Annotated in this window: 14 protein-coding genes and 2 pseudogenes; 6 read left to right on the forward strand and 10 right to left on the reverse strand. The window is 63.7% G+C overall.

Translation table 11 applies throughout. The features are described 5' to 3' along the window. A pseudogene (locus A7D16_RS22635) lies at window positions 1-137 on the reverse strand (IS5/IS1182 family transposase); the annotation flags it as partial. 40 nt (window positions 138-177) lie between these two features. Then, a pseudogene (locus tag A7D16_RS24160) lies at window positions 178-426 on the reverse strand (hypothetical protein); the annotation flags it as partial. 462 nt (window positions 427-888) lie between these two features. On the opposite strand from A7D16_RS24160, the gene A7D16_RS17250 reads away from it, so the two are divergent. From A7D16_RS17250 to A7D16_RS17270, 4 genes are all read left to right on the forward strand, one after another. After that, window positions 889-1752 (forward strand): Smlt3025 familytype IV secretion system inhibitor, encoded by an 864-nt coding sequence (locus A7D16_RS17250; RefSeq protein ID WP_064634506.1) that lies wholly within the window; start codon window positions 889-891, stop codon window positions 1750-1752. A gap of 27 nt (window positions 1753-1779) precedes the next feature. Beyond that, window positions 1780-3105, forward strand: a complete 1326-nt coding sequence (locus A7D16_RS21885) for a Smlt3024 family type IV secretion system effector (protein ID WP_082925844.1) — start codon at window positions 1780-1782, stop codon at window positions 3103-3105. A 265-nt stretch (window positions 3106-3370) separates the two neighbouring features. Continuing rightward, the gene (locus A7D16_RS17265; protein WP_064634508.1) at window positions 3371-4234 is read left to right on the forward strand and encodes a Smlt3025 familytype IV secretion system inhibitor; all 864 of its coding nucleotides are present in this window, start codon (window positions 3371-3373) and stop codon (window positions 4232-4234) included. A gap of 25 nt (window positions 4235-4259) precedes the next feature. After that, on the forward strand, window positions 4260-5585 hold the full coding sequence (locus tag A7D16_RS17270) for a Smlt3024 family type IV secretion system effector (RefSeq protein WP_064634509.1): 1326 nt from the start codon (window positions 4260-4262) through the stop codon (window positions 5583-5585). A 355-nt stretch (window positions 5586-5940) separates the two neighbouring features. Here A7D16_RS17270 and A7D16_RS17275 read toward each other — a convergent pair whose 3' ends face one another. From A7D16_RS17275 to A7D16_RS17310, 8 genes are all read right to left on the reverse strand, one after another. Further along, window positions 5941-8625, reverse strand: a complete 2685-nt coding sequence (locus A7D16_RS17275; protein ID WP_064634510.1) for a M1 family metallopeptidase — start codon at window positions 8623-8625, stop codon at window positions 5941-5943. A 164-nt stretch (window positions 8626-8789) separates the two neighbouring features. Next, entirely contained in the window at window positions 8790-10082 is a 1293-nt protein-coding gene (locus tag A7D16_RS17280) for an adenylosuccinate synthase (protein WP_019300370.1), read from the reverse strand. Between the two features lie 251 nt (window positions 10083-10333). After that, window positions 10334-10519, reverse strand: coding sequence for a DUF2065 domain-containing protein (locus A7D16_RS17285; protein WP_064634518.1), 186 nt, complete (start codon window positions 10517-10519; stop codon window positions 10334-10336). 258 nt (window positions 10520-10777) lie between these two features. Then, entirely contained in the window at window positions 10778-11641 is an 864-nt protein-coding gene (hflC, locus tag A7D16_RS17290; RefSeq protein ID WP_064634511.1) for a protease modulator HflC, read from the reverse strand. Further along, window positions 11638-12768 carry an FtsH protease activity modulator HflK gene (gene hflK / locus A7D16_RS17295; RefSeq protein WP_064634512.1) on the reverse strand — a complete coding sequence of 377 codons (1131 nt, stop codon included), beginning with the start codon at window positions 12766-12768 and terminating at the stop codon, window positions 11638-11640. The genes hflC and hflK overlap by 4 nt, the downstream gene beginning before the upstream one ends. Before the next feature lie 663 nt (window positions 12769-13431). Then, window positions 13432-13818: a twitching motility response regulator PilH gene (pilH, locus tag A7D16_RS17300; RefSeq protein ID WP_064634513.1), complete on the reverse strand. Its 387-nt coding sequence runs from the start codon at window positions 13816-13818 to the stop codon at window positions 13432-13434. Between the two features lie 563 nt (window positions 13819-14381). Then, window positions 14382-15278, reverse strand: a complete 897-nt coding sequence (locus A7D16_RS17305) for a DnaJ C-terminal domain-containing protein (RefSeq protein ID WP_064634514.1) — start codon at window positions 15276-15278, stop codon at window positions 14382-14384. Between the two features lie 412 nt (window positions 15279-15690). Continuing rightward, window positions 15691-16167 (reverse strand): Hsp20/alpha crystallin family protein, encoded by a 477-nt coding sequence (locus A7D16_RS17310; protein ID WP_005996158.1) that lies wholly within the window; start codon window positions 16165-16167, stop codon window positions 15691-15693. Window positions 16168-16329: 162 nt separating this feature from the next. Here A7D16_RS17310 and A7D16_RS17315 point away from each other — a divergent pair, with 162 nt between their 5' ends. Together A7D16_RS17315 and A7D16_RS17320 are read left to right on the forward strand one after the other, a co-directional pair. After that, window positions 16330-16812, forward strand: coding sequence for a peroxiredoxin (locus A7D16_RS17315; RefSeq protein ID WP_064634515.1), 483 nt, complete (start codon window positions 16330-16332; stop codon window positions 16810-16812). Window positions 16813-16854: 42 nt separating this feature from the next. Further along, a complete protein-coding gene (locus tag A7D16_RS17320) occupies window positions 16855-17415 on the forward strand; it encodes a ferritin-like domain-containing protein (protein WP_064634516.1) in 561 nt (186 codons plus the stop codon). Window positions 17416-17923 lie beyond the last annotated feature (508 nt).

Below are 17923 nucleotides of genomic sequence, written 5' to 3' on the forward strand. Positions count from 1 at the left end.
ACGTACAACACTGCGCACCACACCTCATATAAATCCACACGGCGTGGCTTGGTGCGCTTGCGCGCTTGTTCCAGGATCGGCAGCACGTGTGCGAACTGCTCCCGGCTCATGTCACTCGGATAGGTCTTTTGGCGCATCCGCATAGTCTGCACTGATCTGCGAAGATCGTGAACAGGTTCTAAGCAACGGTGCGGGCGAGGAGCCCTGCGATTGCGTACGGTCCACGCAGACGGCACCCATCTGCCGTTCCAGTTTGAAGGACACCCAAGGTGAAGGCGTGGCAGCAGGCGCTTCAGGAAAAGACGATGCTTCGTGTGCACTACTTGAGGGCGTTGCGGCAGCCTGCTCCACCGAAAGCCGTGCACACCCAAGCGTCATGATGGGCACCAGCACGGTTGCCACGATGCAATGCGTCAGCTTCTTCACGGGCATCCTTGAACGGAGAGGACGAACGCTCCGGACTGTGGCCGCATGAGGAGGCTCGGTCAAGTGACTGATCGGAGACCAAAATGGTTCAGCGGCGCTCCTATTTTGGCCCGAATTAACACTGCATCCAGCAATGACGCCATCTGCAGGCATTCATTGCGACCGTCCGGGTTGGGCAGCAATCCGGATAGAGCGAAAAGTTCAACTAACACGCGGCGTGCGACTCCATGTGATCGCCAGCATTGACGGGATGGCGCCGGTCTGCGCGTAGCGGTCGAGTCAGCACACATGGCGGGCTGCAGCTGCATTGCCAACCTTGTGTCCGCGCGCACCTCCTGCCCACAACGCGTGATCGCATTCCAATGTCATGCGGCGCACTACACATGCACTGGCTGAGCCCTTGCTGTCGCGTTGATCGTGATTTGCCTATAGTTCGCGACAAACCCTGCAATGGATTGACCAATGCGCATAATGTCATCCGGCCGGTGCCTGGCCCTTGCACTCGCCGTCGCTGTGACCGGCAGTGCCTGTGCACGGACGCCATCACCCGAACACAAAAGGACTTCCCCCATGTCGGACACCGTCACCACAGGCCGCACCATCAACGGGCACACCTATTCGGACGCTCCGGTTGACGTAAAGCTCGGGCCGCATACCTTCCGCATTCCCGCCAACTACCTCGATAGCCAGATCGCACCTTGGCCGGGCGAAGGCGTGACGCTGGTCATTGAATGGCCAGACATGACCCCCACCCCGCCCGGTGCGCGGGCCAACCCGCGCACGAATGATTTTCGGAAGGAAATCCATGCCTCGATTGACCATGTCGACCGCGTCCCCATCGAGGCATTGCTGGCACGCTACTCATCCAACGAAGCGATTACCGAGCCTGATTCGGTCGAACGAGGTGATCCCGTCGACAGACTCGATCTGCGTATCGCACAGCCTGAAACACTCGGATTAACGCCCTATGCCATCGATGAAGAAAAGATGGCGGTGTACGTCAAAGCGTACGAAGCCCGCTACAGCAAACCTCCGACACGCAACCCTGCGTTTGAGGACGATTGGTATGTCGCGCGCGATTCCGGCGGCAATCTCACCACTTTCATCAAGTGCGATAGCGTCAAGTTTCGTAAGGACGGCATCCGGCTCGAGGGCGACCAAGTTATTGACGAAGAAGGGCCAGTTGTCGCCGGATGTACGCACTACCTTGTGGATGTCGAGAACAAACTATCCATCACGCTCAACTACCATCGCGCGTTTCTAAAGGACTGGAAACGTATAGAAAAAGCGATTCGGGACGTTTTGGCACGCACCAAAGTTGGATGATCCACACTTTTTTGCAAGGAGTAAATCATGGGTGGATTAACTCAGCAGGACTTGACGATCCTGCGCAGCTACGCAAAAGCGGGCAATCGTGAGCTGTACTGGAACTACCTCTCGCAACTGCCCGGTGCGGACGGCTATGGGACGCTCGCGCTTGGTGTCGTGCGTAATGACAGTCTGCCGGGGCGCGTTGCGAATAGTTACGCGCAAGATTATGCGAACACGCAGCATGACAGCGGCTCGCGCTTTGCTAATGCTCAACTGAGCGAGCGTCAGTGGGAGGGTTTCGGACAGACGTTGCTGGAGAGGGACTTGGAACTTCGGCAAGCATGGCTCCGTCGAGATCGCCCAGATCTGGCACTGAACCTACCAGGCGCCTCCGTCATGCTCGCGCACGACCGCGCGTTTGAGCAGCATCGCCTCGACCCCAACTGCTGGACACCCCGCGTGCTGCTGCAGGCAGCCCTGGAAAAAAGCGGCCCCCAGAAGCTGGAACAGATCTGGACCAACATGCTCGACAACGAGTATGCCGGCGCCCCCCGCATCAGCAACACGGGCTATGAGACCTTTGCGCAGATGGGTTTGGTGGCCGGTAGCCAGTACCTGGCCAAGCTCGGCACTAACGAGGCGATCCAGATGCTGGAAGGCCGCTCCGCGGTCGACCCCAATGTGATCGGCAGCAACAGCTTCTACGCGATGTACTTCAAAGAAGAACAGAAGTGGATGAATGTCAGCACCGGTGGCGGGCATCCGTCCATGCGCGAGGAAACCAATCCCGGTCGGATTGCAGAGCTCAACGACGCGCGCGAGGTACGTCTGGAGCGTCAGCAGAAAGCCACGCAGTTCCATGCCGATGATCCGCACCGCGCCATCACCCGCAGCCCGTTCACCGCATCGGTCGATGGGGTTTCCGATCAGATGCAGGCGCCAACCAAACTGGCCGATATCGGCCCCGACCACCGTAACTACCCTTTGCTGCAGCAGGTGCGCGCCGGCGTGGGCGCCATCGATGCGCAGGCCGGGCGGACGCACGACGAGAGTAGCGAGCGCCTGATTGCCAGCGTGATGACACTCGCCCGCCAGCACCATCTGGACCGCGTCGATCACGTTGTGCTGAGCAATCAGACTGCCGAACACCCGGCAGGGCGCACGGTCTTCGTGGTGCAGGGAGAGTTGAACAACCCTGCGCACCTGCGCGCTGCCATGCCGACCGATGTGGCGGTGCGCACGCCGGTGGAGCAGTCGCTGCAGCAGCTGGAGACGGCAAGCGTGGAGCGGCAACAGGCGCTCGCGCAGAGTCAGCAGCAGGACATGGACAACCGGACCCGCGAGAACGCAACAATGCGGATGGGCTGAAGCAACGGCGCGGCCCATTGGCCTGCGGCGTTTGCACGACTGCGCCTGGCTGCTGGTCGCTGCCGCGCCTTCCCTGGCCGGTCTTGCTCCTCGGGGTCTTGCTCCTCGGGGTCTTGCTCCTCGGGACACCCGACACCTGCGCGCCGCCGGTACCGCGCACCGCGCGCAGCATGGTGATGCCCCCCTCCCGCAGGCTGGGCCGTTTGTTGTCGCGCTGATCCCAAGTTGCCTATAGTTCGCTATGAACCCTGCAATGGATTGACCAATGCACATGATGTCATCCGGCCGGTGCCTGGCCCTTGCACTTGCCGTCGCTGTGACCGGCAGTGCCTGTGCACGGACGCCATCACCCGAACACAAAAGGACTTCCCCCATGCCAGACAACGTCACCACAGGCCGCACCATCAACGGGCACACCTACTCGGACGCTCCGGTGGACGTAAAGCTCGGGCCGCATATCTTCCGCATTCCCGCCAACTACCTGGACAGCCAGATCGCACCGTGGTCCAGCGAGGTGGTGACGCTGGTCATCGAGTGGCCGGACATGACCCCCACCCCGCCCGGTGCGCGGGCTAACCCGCGTAAGAATGATTTCCGCAAGGAGATCCATGCCTCGATGAATTATGTTGACCGTGTCCCCATCGAAGGATTGCTGGCACGTTATTCGTCTAACGAAGCGCTTACCGAGCCTGATTCGGTCGAACGGGGTGATCCCGTCGACAGACTCGATCTGCGTATTGCAAAGCCTGAAACACTCGGATTGACGCCGTATGCCATCGATGAGGAAAAGATGGCGATGTACGTTAAAGCGTACGAGGCCCACTATGGCAAGCCTCCAACACGCAACCCTGCGTTTGAGGACGACTGGTACGTCGCGCGCGACTCCAGCGGCAATTTGACCACATTCATCAAGTGCGACAGCAAAAAATACCGAGGAGATGGCGTTCGGCTAGAGGGATCTGAAGTAGTCCATGAAAAAGGTGCCGTCGCTGCAAGTTGCGTCCACTACTTCTCCGATATCGAGAACAAACTCTCCATCAGTCTCAACTACAAGCGTGCTTTCTTGAAGGACTGGAAACGCATGGAAGATGCAGTAAAAGAAGTATTGGTACGCACCAAAGTCAGGTGATCAGCGTATTGACAGGGAGTAAAACATGAGTGGACTGACTGGGCGAGATATCGAGATCCTTGCCAACTATGCGGATAAAGGCAATCGCGAGTTGTACTGGAACTATCTTTCGCAGCTGGATGGTGCGGACGGCTACGGTACGCTGGCGCTGGGCGTGGTGCGCAACGACAGCTTGCCCGGCCAAGTGGCCAACAGTTATGCGCAAGACTATGCCAGGACACAGCACGATACTGGCTCTCGTTTTGCCAATGCGGACTTGAGCGAGCGACAGTGGGAGGAGTTTGGACAGACACTGCTCAAGAAGGATCTTGAACTTCGGCAGATCTGGTTCCGTCAAGATCGTCCGGATCTGGCGCTTAACCTGCCCGGGGCCTCTGTCATGCTGGCACACGACCAAGCCTTCCTGGACCATGAGCTCGACCCCAACTGCTGGACCCCACGCGTCCTCCTGCAGGCAGCCCTGGAAAAAAGCGGCCCCCAGAAGCTGGAACAGATCTGGACCAACATGCTCGACAACGAGTATGCCGGCGCCCCCCGCATCAGCAACACGGGCTATGAGACCTTTGCGCAGATGGGTTTGGTGGCCGGTAGCCAGTACCTGGCCAAGCTCGGCACTACCGAGGCGATCCAGATACTGGAAGGCCGCTCCGCGGTCGACCCCAATGTGATCGGCAGCAACAGCTTCTACGCGATGTACTTCGAAGAAGAACAGAAGTGGATGAATGTCAGCACCGGTGGCGGGCATCCGTCCATGCGCGAGGAAACCAATCCCGGTCGCATTGCAGAGCTCAACGACGCGCGCGAGGTACGTCTGGAGCGTCAGCAGAAAGCCACACAGTTCCATGCCGATGATCCGCACCGCGCCATCACCCGCAGCCCGTTCACGGCATCGGTCGATGGGGTTTCCGATCAGATGCAGGCGCCAACCAAACTGGCCGATATCGGCCCCGACCACCGTGACTACCCTTTGCTGCAGCAGGTGCGCGCCGGCGTGGGCGCCATCGATGCGCAGGCCGGGCGGACGCACGACGAGAGTAGCGAGCGCCTGATTGCCAGCGTGATGACCCTCGCCCGCCAGCACAATCTGGACCGCGTCGATCACGTTGTGCTGAGCAATCAGACCGCCGAACACCCGGCAGGGCACACGGTCTTCGTGGTGCAGGGCGAGTTGAACAACCCTGCGCACCTGCGCGCTGCCATGCCGACCGATGTGGCGGTGCGCACGCCGGTGGAGCAGTCGCTGCAGCAGCTGGAGACGGCAAGCGTGGAGCGGCAACAGGCGCTCGCGCAGAGTCAGCAGCAGGACATGGACAACCGGACCCGCGAGAACGCAACGATGCGGATGGGCTGAAGCAACGGCGCGGCCCATTGGCCTGCGGCGTTTGCACGACTGCGCCTGGCTGCTGGTCGCTGCCGCGCCTTCCCTGGCCGGTCTTGCTCCTCGGGGTCTTGCTCCTCGGGACACCCGACACCTGCGCGCCGCCGATGCAGCACGCCGCAGTGCATGCGGCCCGCTACATCTGCTGTCCAGCGTGATTGGTTCCTCTGCGAGCCGCTGGCGGAGTACCCAGTCGAGCTTTGCGGCACCAAGCGGCGCGTGTGGCCTGTGTCCGGCAAGGCAGACGCAGGCAGAGGAAGACCGCCGCCGTGACAAGGCCTGCCTGCTATCGCAAACAAGCCTTGCCACAAGACATGCTTAAGGCTCCTCAGCTCTTCTGCTTTTTCAACCACGCCACAATTTGCGGCACGCGCTGGTCGCGCAGCTTCACCCGCGTCTGGATGGTGCTGATCGCGGTTTCCGCTTCGCGGCGCGAGGTGGGGGCGATGTACTTGTCGGCATAGGCCTTGATCTTGTCGACGGTCTTCAGATCGAACGAGCCATCGGCCAGGCCTGGGTAATAGCGCGCACGCGAGGTGCTGTCCACTAACGTGTCGACCTGGCTGCGATGGGCGACGGCGAAGTCGAAGGCCAGCTCCGGGTGTTCCTTGGCCACCACACGGATCATGCTGGCGGCATTGGTCGCGCCGGGCTCGCTGGTGAGCGCCAGCGCCAGCGCGCGCGCCGCCAGTACCGGGTCCTTGGCCTGCGCCAGGTACAGGTAATACTCGTCGCGCACCATCGCCGAAGTTTCCTTCTGCGCCATCGTCTGCAGCGTCTTCCAGGTGGCGGCGTCGGCGTGCCGGGCGACGATGCCCAATACGGTGCTGCGCAGCTCTGGCGATAGCGAAGCGGGATTGGCCTGTAAGCCAATGAAGCGGCGCTGCGCTTCGGCGATCACCGCCGGGTCATCCAGCGAACCCAGGGACTTGATCAATTGCGCGCGTAGTCGCTTGACCTGCGCCGAGTCGCCATCACGCTCGTCCCAGCCATAGCGGGCGAACACCGGCGCCAGCCGCGCCAGCGCATGGCGACGCCAGGCGGTGCGGCCGGCTGCATTGTTTTCGAACAGATAATCCAGGCCCACGAACGTGCCGGAGGCGACCTGCCACAGATCCGGTGCTGCATCGGCCGGCACGCTGGCGGTGAGGTCGAGCAGATCCGCATCCGGCTGCAGCCCCACCTTCGCCAACGCACCGGTGTCCAGCAGGATGCCCAGCTGATCCACCGCCGGCAGCGTCGTCAGGCGCGCGCTCAGTGCCTTGAACTGCGCAGGCGAATACAGCGTGCGGTAATAGCCCTTCTGGCCGGCGTTGACCAGCACCGGCGCATCGCAGCCGGGCAGCTTGAGCTGCGCGGTGTGATCCACCAGCACGCGTTGCGTCTTGCCCGCACCATCGCGCACGGTGACCGGCACGCGCCACGCCAACGGTGTCTTGTTGGGCCGGTCGATGGTGTATTCGCCCTGCTCCAGCGTAAGCGTGGTGGTACCGGCATCGCAGCGGGTGCTGGCCTTGATCAACGGCACGCCCGGCTGCTGGGTGAAATCGTGGGCGATATCGATGAACTGCTTGCCCGGCGCAACCTTGTCGATCTGCTCCCACAACTGCCCGGTGACCGCATTGCCGTAGCGGTGCTGCTGCAGATACTGGCGCACACCGCTGCGCCAGTTGTCCGAGCCGACATAGTCTTCGAGCATGCTGATCACCGCCTCACCCTTGTCGTAGGTGATGGTGTCGAACGCCTGACTGGCCTGCTCCACGGTGGCCACGTGCTGCACCACCGGGTGGGTGGTGGCATAGGCATCGAGCGGCATCGCGTTGCGGCTTTTGTAAGCCGGGCCGGTCTTGTCGATATCCCATTCCGGATGCAGCTTGGCGGTGGTGCGCGCCTCCATCCAGTTGGCGAAGCCCTCGTTGAGCCACAGGTCGTCCCACCACGCCATGGTCACCAGATTGCCGAACCACTGGTGCGCGATTTCGTGCGCGGCGAAGGTGAACACATCCTGTTTGTTGCTGATGGTGGACACCGCCGGATCCAGCAGCAGAAAGCGTTCGAAGGTGAAGATGGCGCCCCAGTTTTCCATCGCACCGAAGAACTGGCTGCTGCCGGGCGCGGCGATGTTATCCAGCTTGGGCAGCGGGTACGGGATGCCGAAGTAGGCGTTGTACTCGTGCAATACATCGCGGCTGGACTGCAGCGCGAACTGCGCCTGGCTCAGCTTGCCCTTGAGCGCGACCACACCGATCTCGGTGCCGTTATCGGCTTTGACGGTGGCACGTTCGAAGTCGCCCATGCTGAAGAACAGCAGGTACGTGGACATCTTCGGCGAGGTCTGGAACGCGATGCGCGTGCGCCCATCGGCGCCCGGCGTGGACGAGGCCACCGGCATGTTGCTGACCGCCAACTGCCCGGCTGGCGCGTTGATGACCAGATCGAAGGTGGCCTTGAAGTTGGGCTCGTCCCATGCCGGCACGAAGCGGCGGGCATCGGAGTTTTCGAACTGGGTGAACAGCGCGCGGCGCGTGCCCTGCGCGGTGGGGTAGTCCAGGGCGAACAGGCCATTGGCCTGCGTACCGATCGTGCCGCTGTAGTCCAGTGTGAGCACATACTTGCCTGGCGCCAGGGCGGCGCCGGTGGCGATGCTGGCAGTTTGCGCCTCGGCATCGGCGGTGACCTTGGCTGCCACCGGCTTGCCACCGGCCGCGGCCAGCGCGGCCTTGCCGAAGGTCAGCTGCGCTGCCTGCAAGACGATGGCGTCGGTGGCCGTGAGCACCTCCACGTCGATGCGGACCTTGCCGTCGAAGCTCATCTTCTCCGCGTGCGGAGTGATCTCGATGGCGTAGTGGCTGGGCCTGGCGGTGCGCGGCAGCTGCGTGGTGACGGCCGTGGAGATTGCCGCGGTGGTGGAGGCAGCCGCGACGACCGGTGCGGTGTCGGCAGCGTGGGCACTGGTGACCAGGGCAGTGCCGGTCAGGACCAGCGCAATGGCGCTCGCCAGGGGAAGACGCATGAACTTTCTCGTTGGAAACAGGGCGCAACGGCCCGACCCGGCAATGATCGCCCGACGCGGTCAGCACGAGCACTGGCGAAAGTCATGCCAATCCTCAGCAATCCTCAAACGCCAACGGCCCGGACAAGCCGGGCCGTTGGGTATGACAACGCGAGATCAACCGATCAGGCGAACGGGTCCTGCAGCACCATGGTGTGGTCGCGGTCCGGGCCGGTGGAGACGATCGAGATCGGGCAGCCGGCCAGTTCTTCCAGCGCACGCAGGTAGGCGCGTGCGGCAACCGGCAGCTTGTCCCACTCGGTGATGCCGTGGGTGTTTTCGGTCCAGCCCGGGAACTCTAGGTACACAGGGGTGCACTCTTCCCAACCCTGCGCATCCAGCGGCGCATATTCGGTGCGCTTGCCGCGGTATTCGTACGCAATGCAGACCTTGAGCTTTTCCATGCCGTCGAGCACGTCGAGCTTGGTGATGCACAGGCCCGAGATGCCGTTGATGGCCACCGCACGCTTGAGCGCGACGATATCCATCCAGCCGCAACGACGCGGGCGGCCGGTGGAGGCGCCGTACTCGGCACCGCGGTCGCGGATACCCTGGCCCACCTCGTCGTCCAGCTCGGTCGGGAACGGGCCGCCGCCCACGCGCGTTGCGTAGGCCTTGGCGATGCCAAGCACGTAGTCGATCGCATCGGCGCCCACGCCGGTACCGGCCAGTGCGCCGCCCACGGTGGTGTTGGAGCTGGTGACGTACGGGTAGGTGCCGTGGTCGATATCCAGCAACGCGCCCTGTGCGCCTTCGAACAGCACGCGCTTGCCCTGCTTGCGTAGGTCGTGGAGGATGCCGGCCACGTCGGACTTCATCGGCTGCACGTAATCGCCGAAAGCCAGTGCTTCGTCGTAGGTCTTCTGGAAATCGACCGCTTCCACGCCCAGGTACTTGGTCAGCACGAAGTTGTGGTAATCCAGCGCGGTGCGCAGCAGCTCTTCCAGCTGCGGCGGGTAATGCAGGTCGGCGATGCGGATACCGCGACGCGCCACCTTGTCTTCATACGCCGGGCCGATACCGCGGCCGGTGGTGCCGATGGCCTTGCCGCCGGCGGCCTTCTCGCGCGCCTGATCCAGCGCGATGTGGTACGGCATGATCAAGGGCGCAGCCGGGGAGATCTTCAGGCGCGAACGCACTTCCACACCGGCGTCTTCCAGCTCGCTGATCTCTTTGATCAATGCGGCCGGCGAGATCACCACGCCATTGCCGATCAGGCACAGCGCGTCGTCGCGCAGGATGCCGGACGGAATCAGATGCAAGACGGTCTTCTTGCCGTTGATGACGAGCGTGTGGCCGGCGTTATGGCCGCCCTGGAAGCGCACCACCGCACCGATCTCTTCGGTAAGCAGATCGACGATCTTGCCTTTGCCTTCATCGCCCCACTGGGCACCGAGCACGACAACTGACTGACCCATGACGGGTGAACTCCTAAAGTTTTGCGGCGGCCATCGGGGCCGCGGGATGGGACCGGTTCACGGCTGGCAGCGACACCTGGCGCGCGGCTCCATCGGGGAGCGTTGCAGTGGCGCGACAGCCCTGACACGGAAAAAGCCGAACGGTGTGCTCTGGTTGGAGCGTGCCCGGCCGGCTTTTGTGCATTATCCGGGTTTCCGGTGGCGTGCACTACCCTTTGTACTGGCGCAAGCCAGGGTGGCGCCGACGCAGCTCAGTGGCGCACGACCCACAGCGCGATTGCGCCCAGCACCAGGACCACCCCGCCGATGGCGCGCAGTTGGGCCGTGGGCAGGCTGAACAGTTGCTCGACCATGCGCTTCCAGGCGGCGGGCGCTGCAAATAACAGCAGGCCCTCGATGACGGCGATCAGGCATAACGCGGATAGAAACTCGTGCATCAGCAATACCAGGACAACGTGGGAGCTGCAGTGTGCCCGGTTCGCCAACCCGCCACGCCACGCCACGCCGCGTAGGAGCGCACCTGGGCGCGACGGGCATTCCCGGTAACGCAGTCGCACCTGGGTGCGCTCCTACGACGCGGCATGTATGGCAGGGATCTTGAGGTGCAGCGTTGGCGTAGCCCACGCCGTCCGGCTGCGACGGCACATACGACAACGCCCGCATTACGCGGGCGTTGCCGGTTCAAAACAGAGCGATCACCGGTCGCTCTTGAGGTACTGCAAGAACGGGTCGTTCTTGTCGAGCACGATCACGCCGTTGCCGTCGGTCATCGATTCGCGATACGCCTCCAGGCTGCGGTAGAACGCGTAGAACGAGGGGTCCTTTGCGCCGGCCTGGCCGTAGATGCGGGCGGCGTTGGCATCGCCTTCGCCACGCAGCTTCTGCGCATCGCGCTCGGCATCGGCCTTGATCACCGTGCTCTCGCGGTCGGCCTGGGCACGAATGGTCAGCGCCTGCTCTTCGCCTTCGGCGCGCAGCTTGCTGGCTTCCTGCTTGCGCTGGGCGCGCATGCGCTCGTAGACGTCGGTGATCACCTGGCTGTCGGTCGGCAGGTCGATCTGCTTGATGCGCAGGTCGGTGATCTGCATGCCCAGGCCCTTGATCGCGCCGTTGATGCCCTTGAGCTGGTTGGCGATCAACTCGCTGCGGTCGCCGGAAACCAGCTGCTGCAGGGTGCGCGAATTGATCTGGTTGCGCAGCGAGTCGGTGATGATCGGGGCCAGGCGCGAATTGGCCACCGACTCCTCGCCACCGGTGGCGCGATAGAACGCCCGCACATCGGAGATGTAGCCGATGGCGAAGAAGTCCACGCTCACGTCTTTCTGCTCGGCGGTGAAGTAACGCGCCGGGGCGGTGTCCAGTACCTGGAAGCGGCGGTCGAACACGCGCACCGATTCCACCACCGGAATCTTGAAGTGCAGGCCGGGCTTGAGGTCGGCGCGCACCACGCGGCCCAGGTTGAGCACCATGGCGGTCTGGTCTTCGCGCACCACGAACACCGAGCCCATCAGGGTCAGCAGCACGGCAACGATCAGACCGATGACTAGCGAATTCTTCATTGTTCGGTTCCCTCACGGCCGGTCGGACGCGGCCCGCGCTCCGGGTTGCGGATGGCCTCGCCGCTGGAATTCTGCGGCGGATTCAACAGCACGTCCTGCGGCACCATCGACGGCATGCCGCCATTGCCGCTGGTCGCGGACGCCTTGCCGGCATCGGCCGGCAGCGGTACGTAGATGACCTGGCGGCCATCGCTGCCGATCACCTTGCGGTTCTCCGACAACACCTTCTGCACGGTTTCCAGCCACAGGCGCTTGCGCGTGACTTCGGGCGCGCCGGCGTACTGCTCCTGCAACAGCGTGAAGCGGTCGGCGTCGCCCTCGGCCTTGGAGATCACCGCCTGCTTGTAACCTTCGGCGCCGGTGCGGGTGCGTGCACCCTGGCCGCGTGCTTCCGGTACCACCTTGGCGGCATACGCCTGGGCTTCGTTGATCAGGCGCTCGCGCACCTGCTGGGCACCGTTGACCTCGTCGAAGGCCGGCTTCACTTCTTCCGGCGGGCGCGCGTCCGGCAGGGTCACACCAGTGACGGCCAGGCCGGTGTTGTAGGCATCCAGCGCCGCCTGCAGGCGGTCCTTGGAGGCGATCGCCAGCGGGCCGCGATTGTTGAGCACGGTATTGAGATCCGAACGGCCTACCTGCTCACGCACGGCGCTTTGCGCGGCCTGCTCCAGCACCAGATCGGCATTGCGCGAGCCGAACAGGTATTTGCGCGGGTCGCTGATCTGGTACTGCACGTTGAGCGAGACGTTGACGATGTTCTCGTCGCGGGTCAGCACCGGCACCTGGTTGCTGAAGGTCTTGATTTCGGTGGCATTGACCTTGCGCACCGACTCGATCGGCCAGGGCAGCTTGAAGTTCGGGCCGGGCTGCAGGATGCGCGAGAACTGGCCGAAGCGCAGCACCACGCCACGCTGCTGCTCGCCGATGAGCTGGAAGCTGGAGAACAGCACCATCAGCACCACCGCGACCAGGATCCAGCGCCCCACACCACCGTCGAACAGCTCTTTCAGCGGGGCGGGCAGATTGCCCCAGCCACCACCGTTGCCACCACCGCGCGGGCCCCAGGACCTGCGACGGTTGGGATCCGGGCCGTCTCCGCCCTTGTTGCCGGGTGTGTTCCAGGCCATGCACGCTCCATGATCGAGGGGCTGTGCGGGCCAGTCCCGCAGTGCCGCCGTGTTGTTTGATTCGCTGATTCTACTAGATGGGGCAGACCGACCGTTTTGAAAGGCCCGGTTCGGTGCATTGTTGGTTTAGCCGGCGGGGTGGATTGGGCGGGTGGGGAACACCGCAGCGGTTTTCGTACGAAGGGATGGCGCTCCGGGAACCCGCGAACCCGGGGGTACGCGGGTATGCGCCGAACGCTGGCACGGGCCATGCCTGCCCGGGAGCTGTGCACGCGTGTCGTTGGCCCCAGCCGAGCCACTGATCCGCCGGTGGCCGGGTGGCATCGGGTTGCCGAGCGCGCACCTGCTTGGCTGGGCTTGAGTGCCGGCGCGGTGATGCGATCTGGCAAGCGGGCGCGTTGCGAGACGATCGCTTGCTTGGAGCCCATGCCTTCAACCCGATCGTGGTTTCTATGCACAGAGGTGATTACCCCCGCACCCTCACCTGCCTCCGCTCCGCACCCCGGCGCGCACTTGCAGCGCGGGCGCTCAAGGGCACGCTCGCCACTGGCGCGCAAGCAGTGCCTTCTCGCCGCGCGGGAGAGGGGCTTGCCCTTCTCCCCCGTCTACCCTCACTCAAACCTATTTCCGACCTCTGGCGTCGATCACGCCTGGCCGGCGCACTTACGCTTTGGGCGGTTCGTCTTTTTGACTGAACACCCGCTCCATCACTTCCAGCAGCTCGTCTTCGGAAAACGGTTTGGTGATGTAGGCGCGGGCGCCCTGGCGCATGCCCCACATGCGGTCGGTGTCCTGATCCTTGGTGGTGACCAGAATCACCGGAATGTGCTGGGTGGTGGGCTCGCGCTTGAGCGTGCGCGTGGCCTGGAAGCCGTTGAGGTTGGGCATTACTACGTCCATCAGCACCAGATCCGGCAGCGACTCCTTGGCCGCTTCCACGCCGGCGGCGCCATCGGTGGCCGTAATGGTCTCGTGCCCAAGCTTCTCGACGATGCGCTGAATCCCCAGCAGCTGCGACGGCGAGTCGTCGACGATCAAAATACGTGCCATGTGTTTCCCCTAGTATGCGCGGCGAGTGTAGTGCGCCGGCCGCGCTTGCGGTAGCTGGGCCTGGCTGGTGGTTGGTGCACGCAAGTGTTGCGACACGCAATGAGCTGGCGCACGAGATTCTCTTGTAGACGACTGCAGGAGTGCTACGTCGAACCAGCACGATTGGATTCAGCAAAGGAATCGACGGACAGCGACGTTGATTCCCTATCTCCCATCGGGACATTGCCCTCCTGCATCGGGCAGAAGGTGGCGCGCAGCGCCGGTGAGGGTACGGGCGCGAGTCGATGGCGCAGGTCGAGGTCGACTGCCACATTACTGACCTATCGCACCCTCACCCCAACCCCTCTCCCGCAGGAGAGGGGCTTATTCCTTCTCCCACCGGGAGAAGGTGGCGCGCAGCGCCGGATGAGGGTACGGGCGCGATTCAGCGGCGCAGATTGGCGTCGATTGCACATCGTCGAGCGACCGCACCCTCACCCCAACCCCTCTCCCGCAGGAGAGGGGCTTATTTCGTCACCCGCAAGGAGAGGGGCCAGGTCACACGCGCGCTGATGTGGACCGACTCACACCGTCTCGCCGAACGCCTTGGCCAGATTCCGGTAGGCCTTCTTCTGCGCGTCGTCGGTCGGAGCCGGGGCCAGGATTTCCAGCTCCACGATCTGGTCGCCCGGGGTGGTGCCGGGCAGGCCGCGGCCGCGCAGGCGCAATTTGCGGCCGGCGTCGGAGTCGGCCGGTACCTTCAGTTCCACCGAGCCGCCCAGGGTGGGCACGCTGATGGTGGTGCCCAGCGCGGCCTGCCAGGGCATGACCTGCAGGGTGTAAAGGATGTTGCGCCCGTCCACCTCGAACTGCGGGTGCGCCGCGTATTCGATCTCCAGCAGCAGGTTGCCGCCGCCGTTGCCCTGCCCGCTCAGGCGGATCACCTGGCCGGGCTGCACGCCCTTGGGCACGCGCACGTCCAGCTGCTTGCCGTTGATGGTGATGCGCACGCTGTCGCCCGAATGCACCGCTTCCAGCGGCACCGCCAGCTTGGCACGGGTGTCGCCGCGCGCCTGCGGGCCGGCCCCTGCGCCGGGCCCGGCCCCCGGGCCGCGCGGCCGGCCGCCGCGCTGGCCGGCGAACAGGCTCTCGAAGAAATCACTGAAGCCGCCACCGGCCCCGCCATTGCCGAACACCTCTTCGTAATCGAAGCCCTGCCCGCCGCCGTAATTGGGCGGGGCCTGGAACTCGTCGCCCGGGCGGAACCCCTGCGCCTTCAACTGGTCGTAGGCCTTGCGCTTTTGCGGGTCGCGCAGCGCTTCGTAGGCTTCGTTGATTGCCTTGAACTTGTCTTCGGCGCCTGCTTCCTTGCTGACGTCGGGGTGATATTTGCGCGCGAGCCGGCGGTAGGCGGTCTTGATCTCCGCATCGCCTGCACTGGGCTCCACGCCGAGCGTTGCGTAGTAATCCTTGAATTCCATCTAATCACCTCTGGAAAAAAAACGGCCCGCAGTCGAGGCCACGAGCCAGTTCGAGCGGCCAGCACTCCGGTGGACAGCGCGTAGCGAGGCGGGCGATATGCAGACCGGCACCGTACGGGCGTACGTGCCGGGTTCGCATACCAGCCGCGCCCGCAACGCGGTCACGCAACCGAGGTGTTGGCCAATCTATTCGCAGCCGGGCGGACAACCGCGCCTATTCTACGGCGCGCCTGTCGCCGGGGAGCGAAGCCGGTGACTTCGCTCCAGGTCCAGCGTCTTGCAGCGGGCGGCAATGACCGGCAGGGCTGCCGGCCAGATGCCCCGGTGGCTGAGCCGGCCTGCGTGCACAGCACAGGCCAGCCCTGCCAGGACCGCGCGTCAATCAGGCGCGGCGCCGCGGTGCCCGCCGCGCTTACTGCACGGTGCTGCCGCTGGTGTCCTGACCGTTGCCGACCTGGATACGGCGCGGGGTGGCCGCCGGGCGCTTGGGAATGCGGATTTCCAGCACGCCGTTGTGGCCTGCGGCAGTGATGCCATCGGCATCGGCACTGTCGGGCAGTGCGAAACGGCGATGGAAGCTGCCGTAGCGGCGCTCGATACGCGAGAAACGCTCGGTTTCGGTGCTGGATTCGCTCTTGCGCTCGCCCTTGATCGACAGGATGCCCTTGTCCATCTGCACCTCGATCTGGCTCGGGTCAATGCCCGGCAGATCGGCGTACAGCACGAAGTGATTGGGCTCTTCCTTGATGTCCACGCGCGGCACCCACTGCGCGGTGACCACGGCCGATTCGTCGGTATCGCTGTTCTGCTCGAAGAAGCGGTCGAACACATGCTTGATCTCGTTTTGCAGGGCGTGGGTGGGCCACTGGGGATAACGAACGATATTCATTGCGAGCCTCCAGAAGGGTGGATGAAAGGGCCGGCGACCGCGGCATACGCAGTTGCGCCGGCCGTGTGCGTCACATAGGCGTCGCCGTGCGGATTTCAAGCACGTTGACGCGCTTTTCCCCCGCCACTTTCTAGAATTCGTTCAGCCACAGGAGCCTGCCGCATGACCGTCCACGTTGGTGACCGCATTCCCGAAGTCGTGCTCAAGCGCATGCGCGAAGGCATCGAGGCAGTCGACACCCACACCTTGTTCGCAGGCCGCAAGGTGCTGCTGTTCGCGGTGCCAGGGGCCTTCACCCCAACCTGCTCGGCCAAGCACCTGCCGGGCTATGTGGAACATTTCGACGAATTCCGCAAACGCGGTATCGAAGTGCTGTGCACTGCGGTCAACGACCCGTTCGTGATGCAGGCCTGGGGCCGCAGCCAGCTCATTCCCGAAGGCCTGCACCTGTTGCCCGACGGCAACGCCGAACTGGTTCGCGCGCTGGGCCTGGAGATCGACGCGAGCGGTTCGGGCATGGGCCTGCGTTCGCGCCGCTATGCGCTGTATGCCGACGACGGCGTGGTCAAGGCGTTGTTTGTCGAAGAACCCGGCGAATTCAAGGTCTCTGCTGCCGATTACGTGCTGCAGCACCTGCCGGATTGATGTATCGATTCTCCCATCCACTCAGAAGGAAAACGGCCAGCCATGTCTGATCAGCCAGCCAACGCAACTCCCGCCGGTATCACCGATACTGCCACCCTGCGCGCCCGCGCACGCCAGAGCATCGAAGACGGCGCCATCACCGAGAGCTACCACGCCGACCGCGAGGCAGTGATCGCCCTGCTCAACACCGCACTTGCCACCGAATACGTGTGCACGCTGCGCTACTACCGCCACTACTTCATGGCCAAGGGCATGTTGGCCGACGCAGTGAAGGGCGAGTTCCTGGAGCATGCGCAGCAGGAACAGGCGCACGCGCACAAACTTGCCGAGCGCATCGTGCAACTGGGTGGCGAGCCCGACCTCAACCCGGACACCCTGACCAAGCGCTCGCATGCCGAATACAAGGAAGGCACCGACCTGCGCGACATGGTCAAGGAAAACCTCATCGCCGAACGCATCGCCATCGACAGCTACCGCGAGATGATCGATTTCATCGGCGACAAGGACACCACCACCAAGCGCATTCTCGAAAGCATCCTGGCCCAGGAAGAAGAGCACGCCGACGAGTTCGCCGACATGCTGGAAGGCTGGATCGGCGAGTGAGGTGATCGGTGTGGTGCTGCGCACTGCATCCAGTACGCGCGCAGGCACCGTCGATCATTTGTACGTGCCTGCAACCGCGATGCGCTACGTCATGCCGGATGATTGCATCGGCATGACGTGGGCACCACGACAGCGATGACGAAACAGACGGGGCGCCGCGTGCGCCCTGTCTGTTTTCGGCGCATGTCGCACGACAACGCAACCACGCCCCTGTCGACACATCGCAATCTCGATACCCACCGCTTCTCGTAGGAGCGCCCTTGGGCGCGATGGGCCTTACCGATAACGCCAATCGCGCCCGGCGCACGGCTATGTGTCAGCTAGGGATGGTCTGATCAACGACGTCGGAGGATGATCTAAACCGCATCGGCCACTCTGATAGCACTCAGACCCTCGATTTTTTGCCGTTTCCGCCGCGTTTGCGGGGTGTTGCCCGGGTTACAGGCACACCTTCCCCACGACAGGCATCAACTGCTTTCGCTTCAGCCACAGGTTCGACAGCGCAAAC

The organism is Xanthomonas nasturtii, from assembly GCF_001660815.1.
Lineage (GTDB): Bacteria > Pseudomonadota > Gammaproteobacteria > Xanthomonadales > Xanthomonadaceae > Xanthomonas > Xanthomonas nasturtii.

Excerpts from the sequence above, each read along its gene's own strand:
- A7D16_RS21885 (WP_082925844.1), top strand. The coding sequence starts at position 1,780 with ATGGGTGGATTAACTCAGCAGGACTTGACGATCCTGCGCAGCTACGCA.
- A7D16_RS17305 (WP_064634514.1), bottom strand. The coding sequence starts at position 15,278 with ATGGAATTCAAGGATTACTACGCAACGCTCGGCGTGGAGCCCAGTGCA.
- A7D16_RS17250 (WP_064634506.1), top strand. The coding sequence starts at position 889 with ATGCGCATAATGTCATCCGGCCGGTGCCTGGCCCTTGCACTCGCCGTC.
- A7D16_RS17270 (WP_064634509.1), top strand. The coding sequence starts at position 4,260 with ATGAGTGGACTGACTGGGCGAGATATCGAGATCCTTGCCAACTATGCG.
- A7D16_RS17265 (WP_064634508.1), top strand. The coding sequence starts at position 3,371 with ATGCACATGATGTCATCCGGCCGGTGCCTGGCCCTTGCACTTGCCGTC.
- A7D16_RS17280 (WP_019300370.1), bottom strand. The coding sequence starts at position 10,082 with ATGGGTCAGTCAGTTGTCGTGCTCGGTGCCCAGTGGGGCGATGAAGGC.
- hflK (WP_064634512.1), bottom strand. The coding sequence starts at position 12,768 with ATGGCCTGGAACACACCCGGCAACAAGGGCGGAGACGGCCCGGATCCC.
- A7D16_RS17275 (WP_064634510.1), bottom strand. The coding sequence starts at position 8,625 with ATGCGTCTTCCCCTGGCGAGCGCCATTGCGCTGGTCCTGACCGGCACT.
- A7D16_RS17320 (WP_064634516.1), top strand. The coding sequence starts at position 16,855 with ATGTCTGATCAGCCAGCCAACGCAACTCCCGCCGGTATCACCGATACT.
- A7D16_RS17285 (WP_064634518.1), bottom strand. The coding sequence starts at position 10,519 with ATGCACGAGTTTCTATCCGCGTTATGCCTGATCGCCGTCATCGAGGGC.
- pilH (WP_064634513.1), bottom strand. The coding sequence starts at position 13,818 with ATGGCACGTATTTTGATCGTCGACGACTCGCCGTCGCAGCTGCTGGGG.
- A7D16_RS17310 (WP_005996158.1), bottom strand. The coding sequence starts at position 16,167 with ATGAATATCGTTCGTTATCCCCAGTGGCCCACCCACGCCCTGCAAAAC.
- hflC (WP_064634511.1), bottom strand. The coding sequence starts at position 11,641 with ATGAAGAATTCGCTAGTCATCGGTCTGATCGTTGCCGTGCTGCTGACC.
- A7D16_RS17315 (WP_064634515.1), top strand. The coding sequence starts at position 16,330 with ATGACCGTCCACGTTGGTGACCGCATTCCCGAAGTCGTGCTCAAGCGC.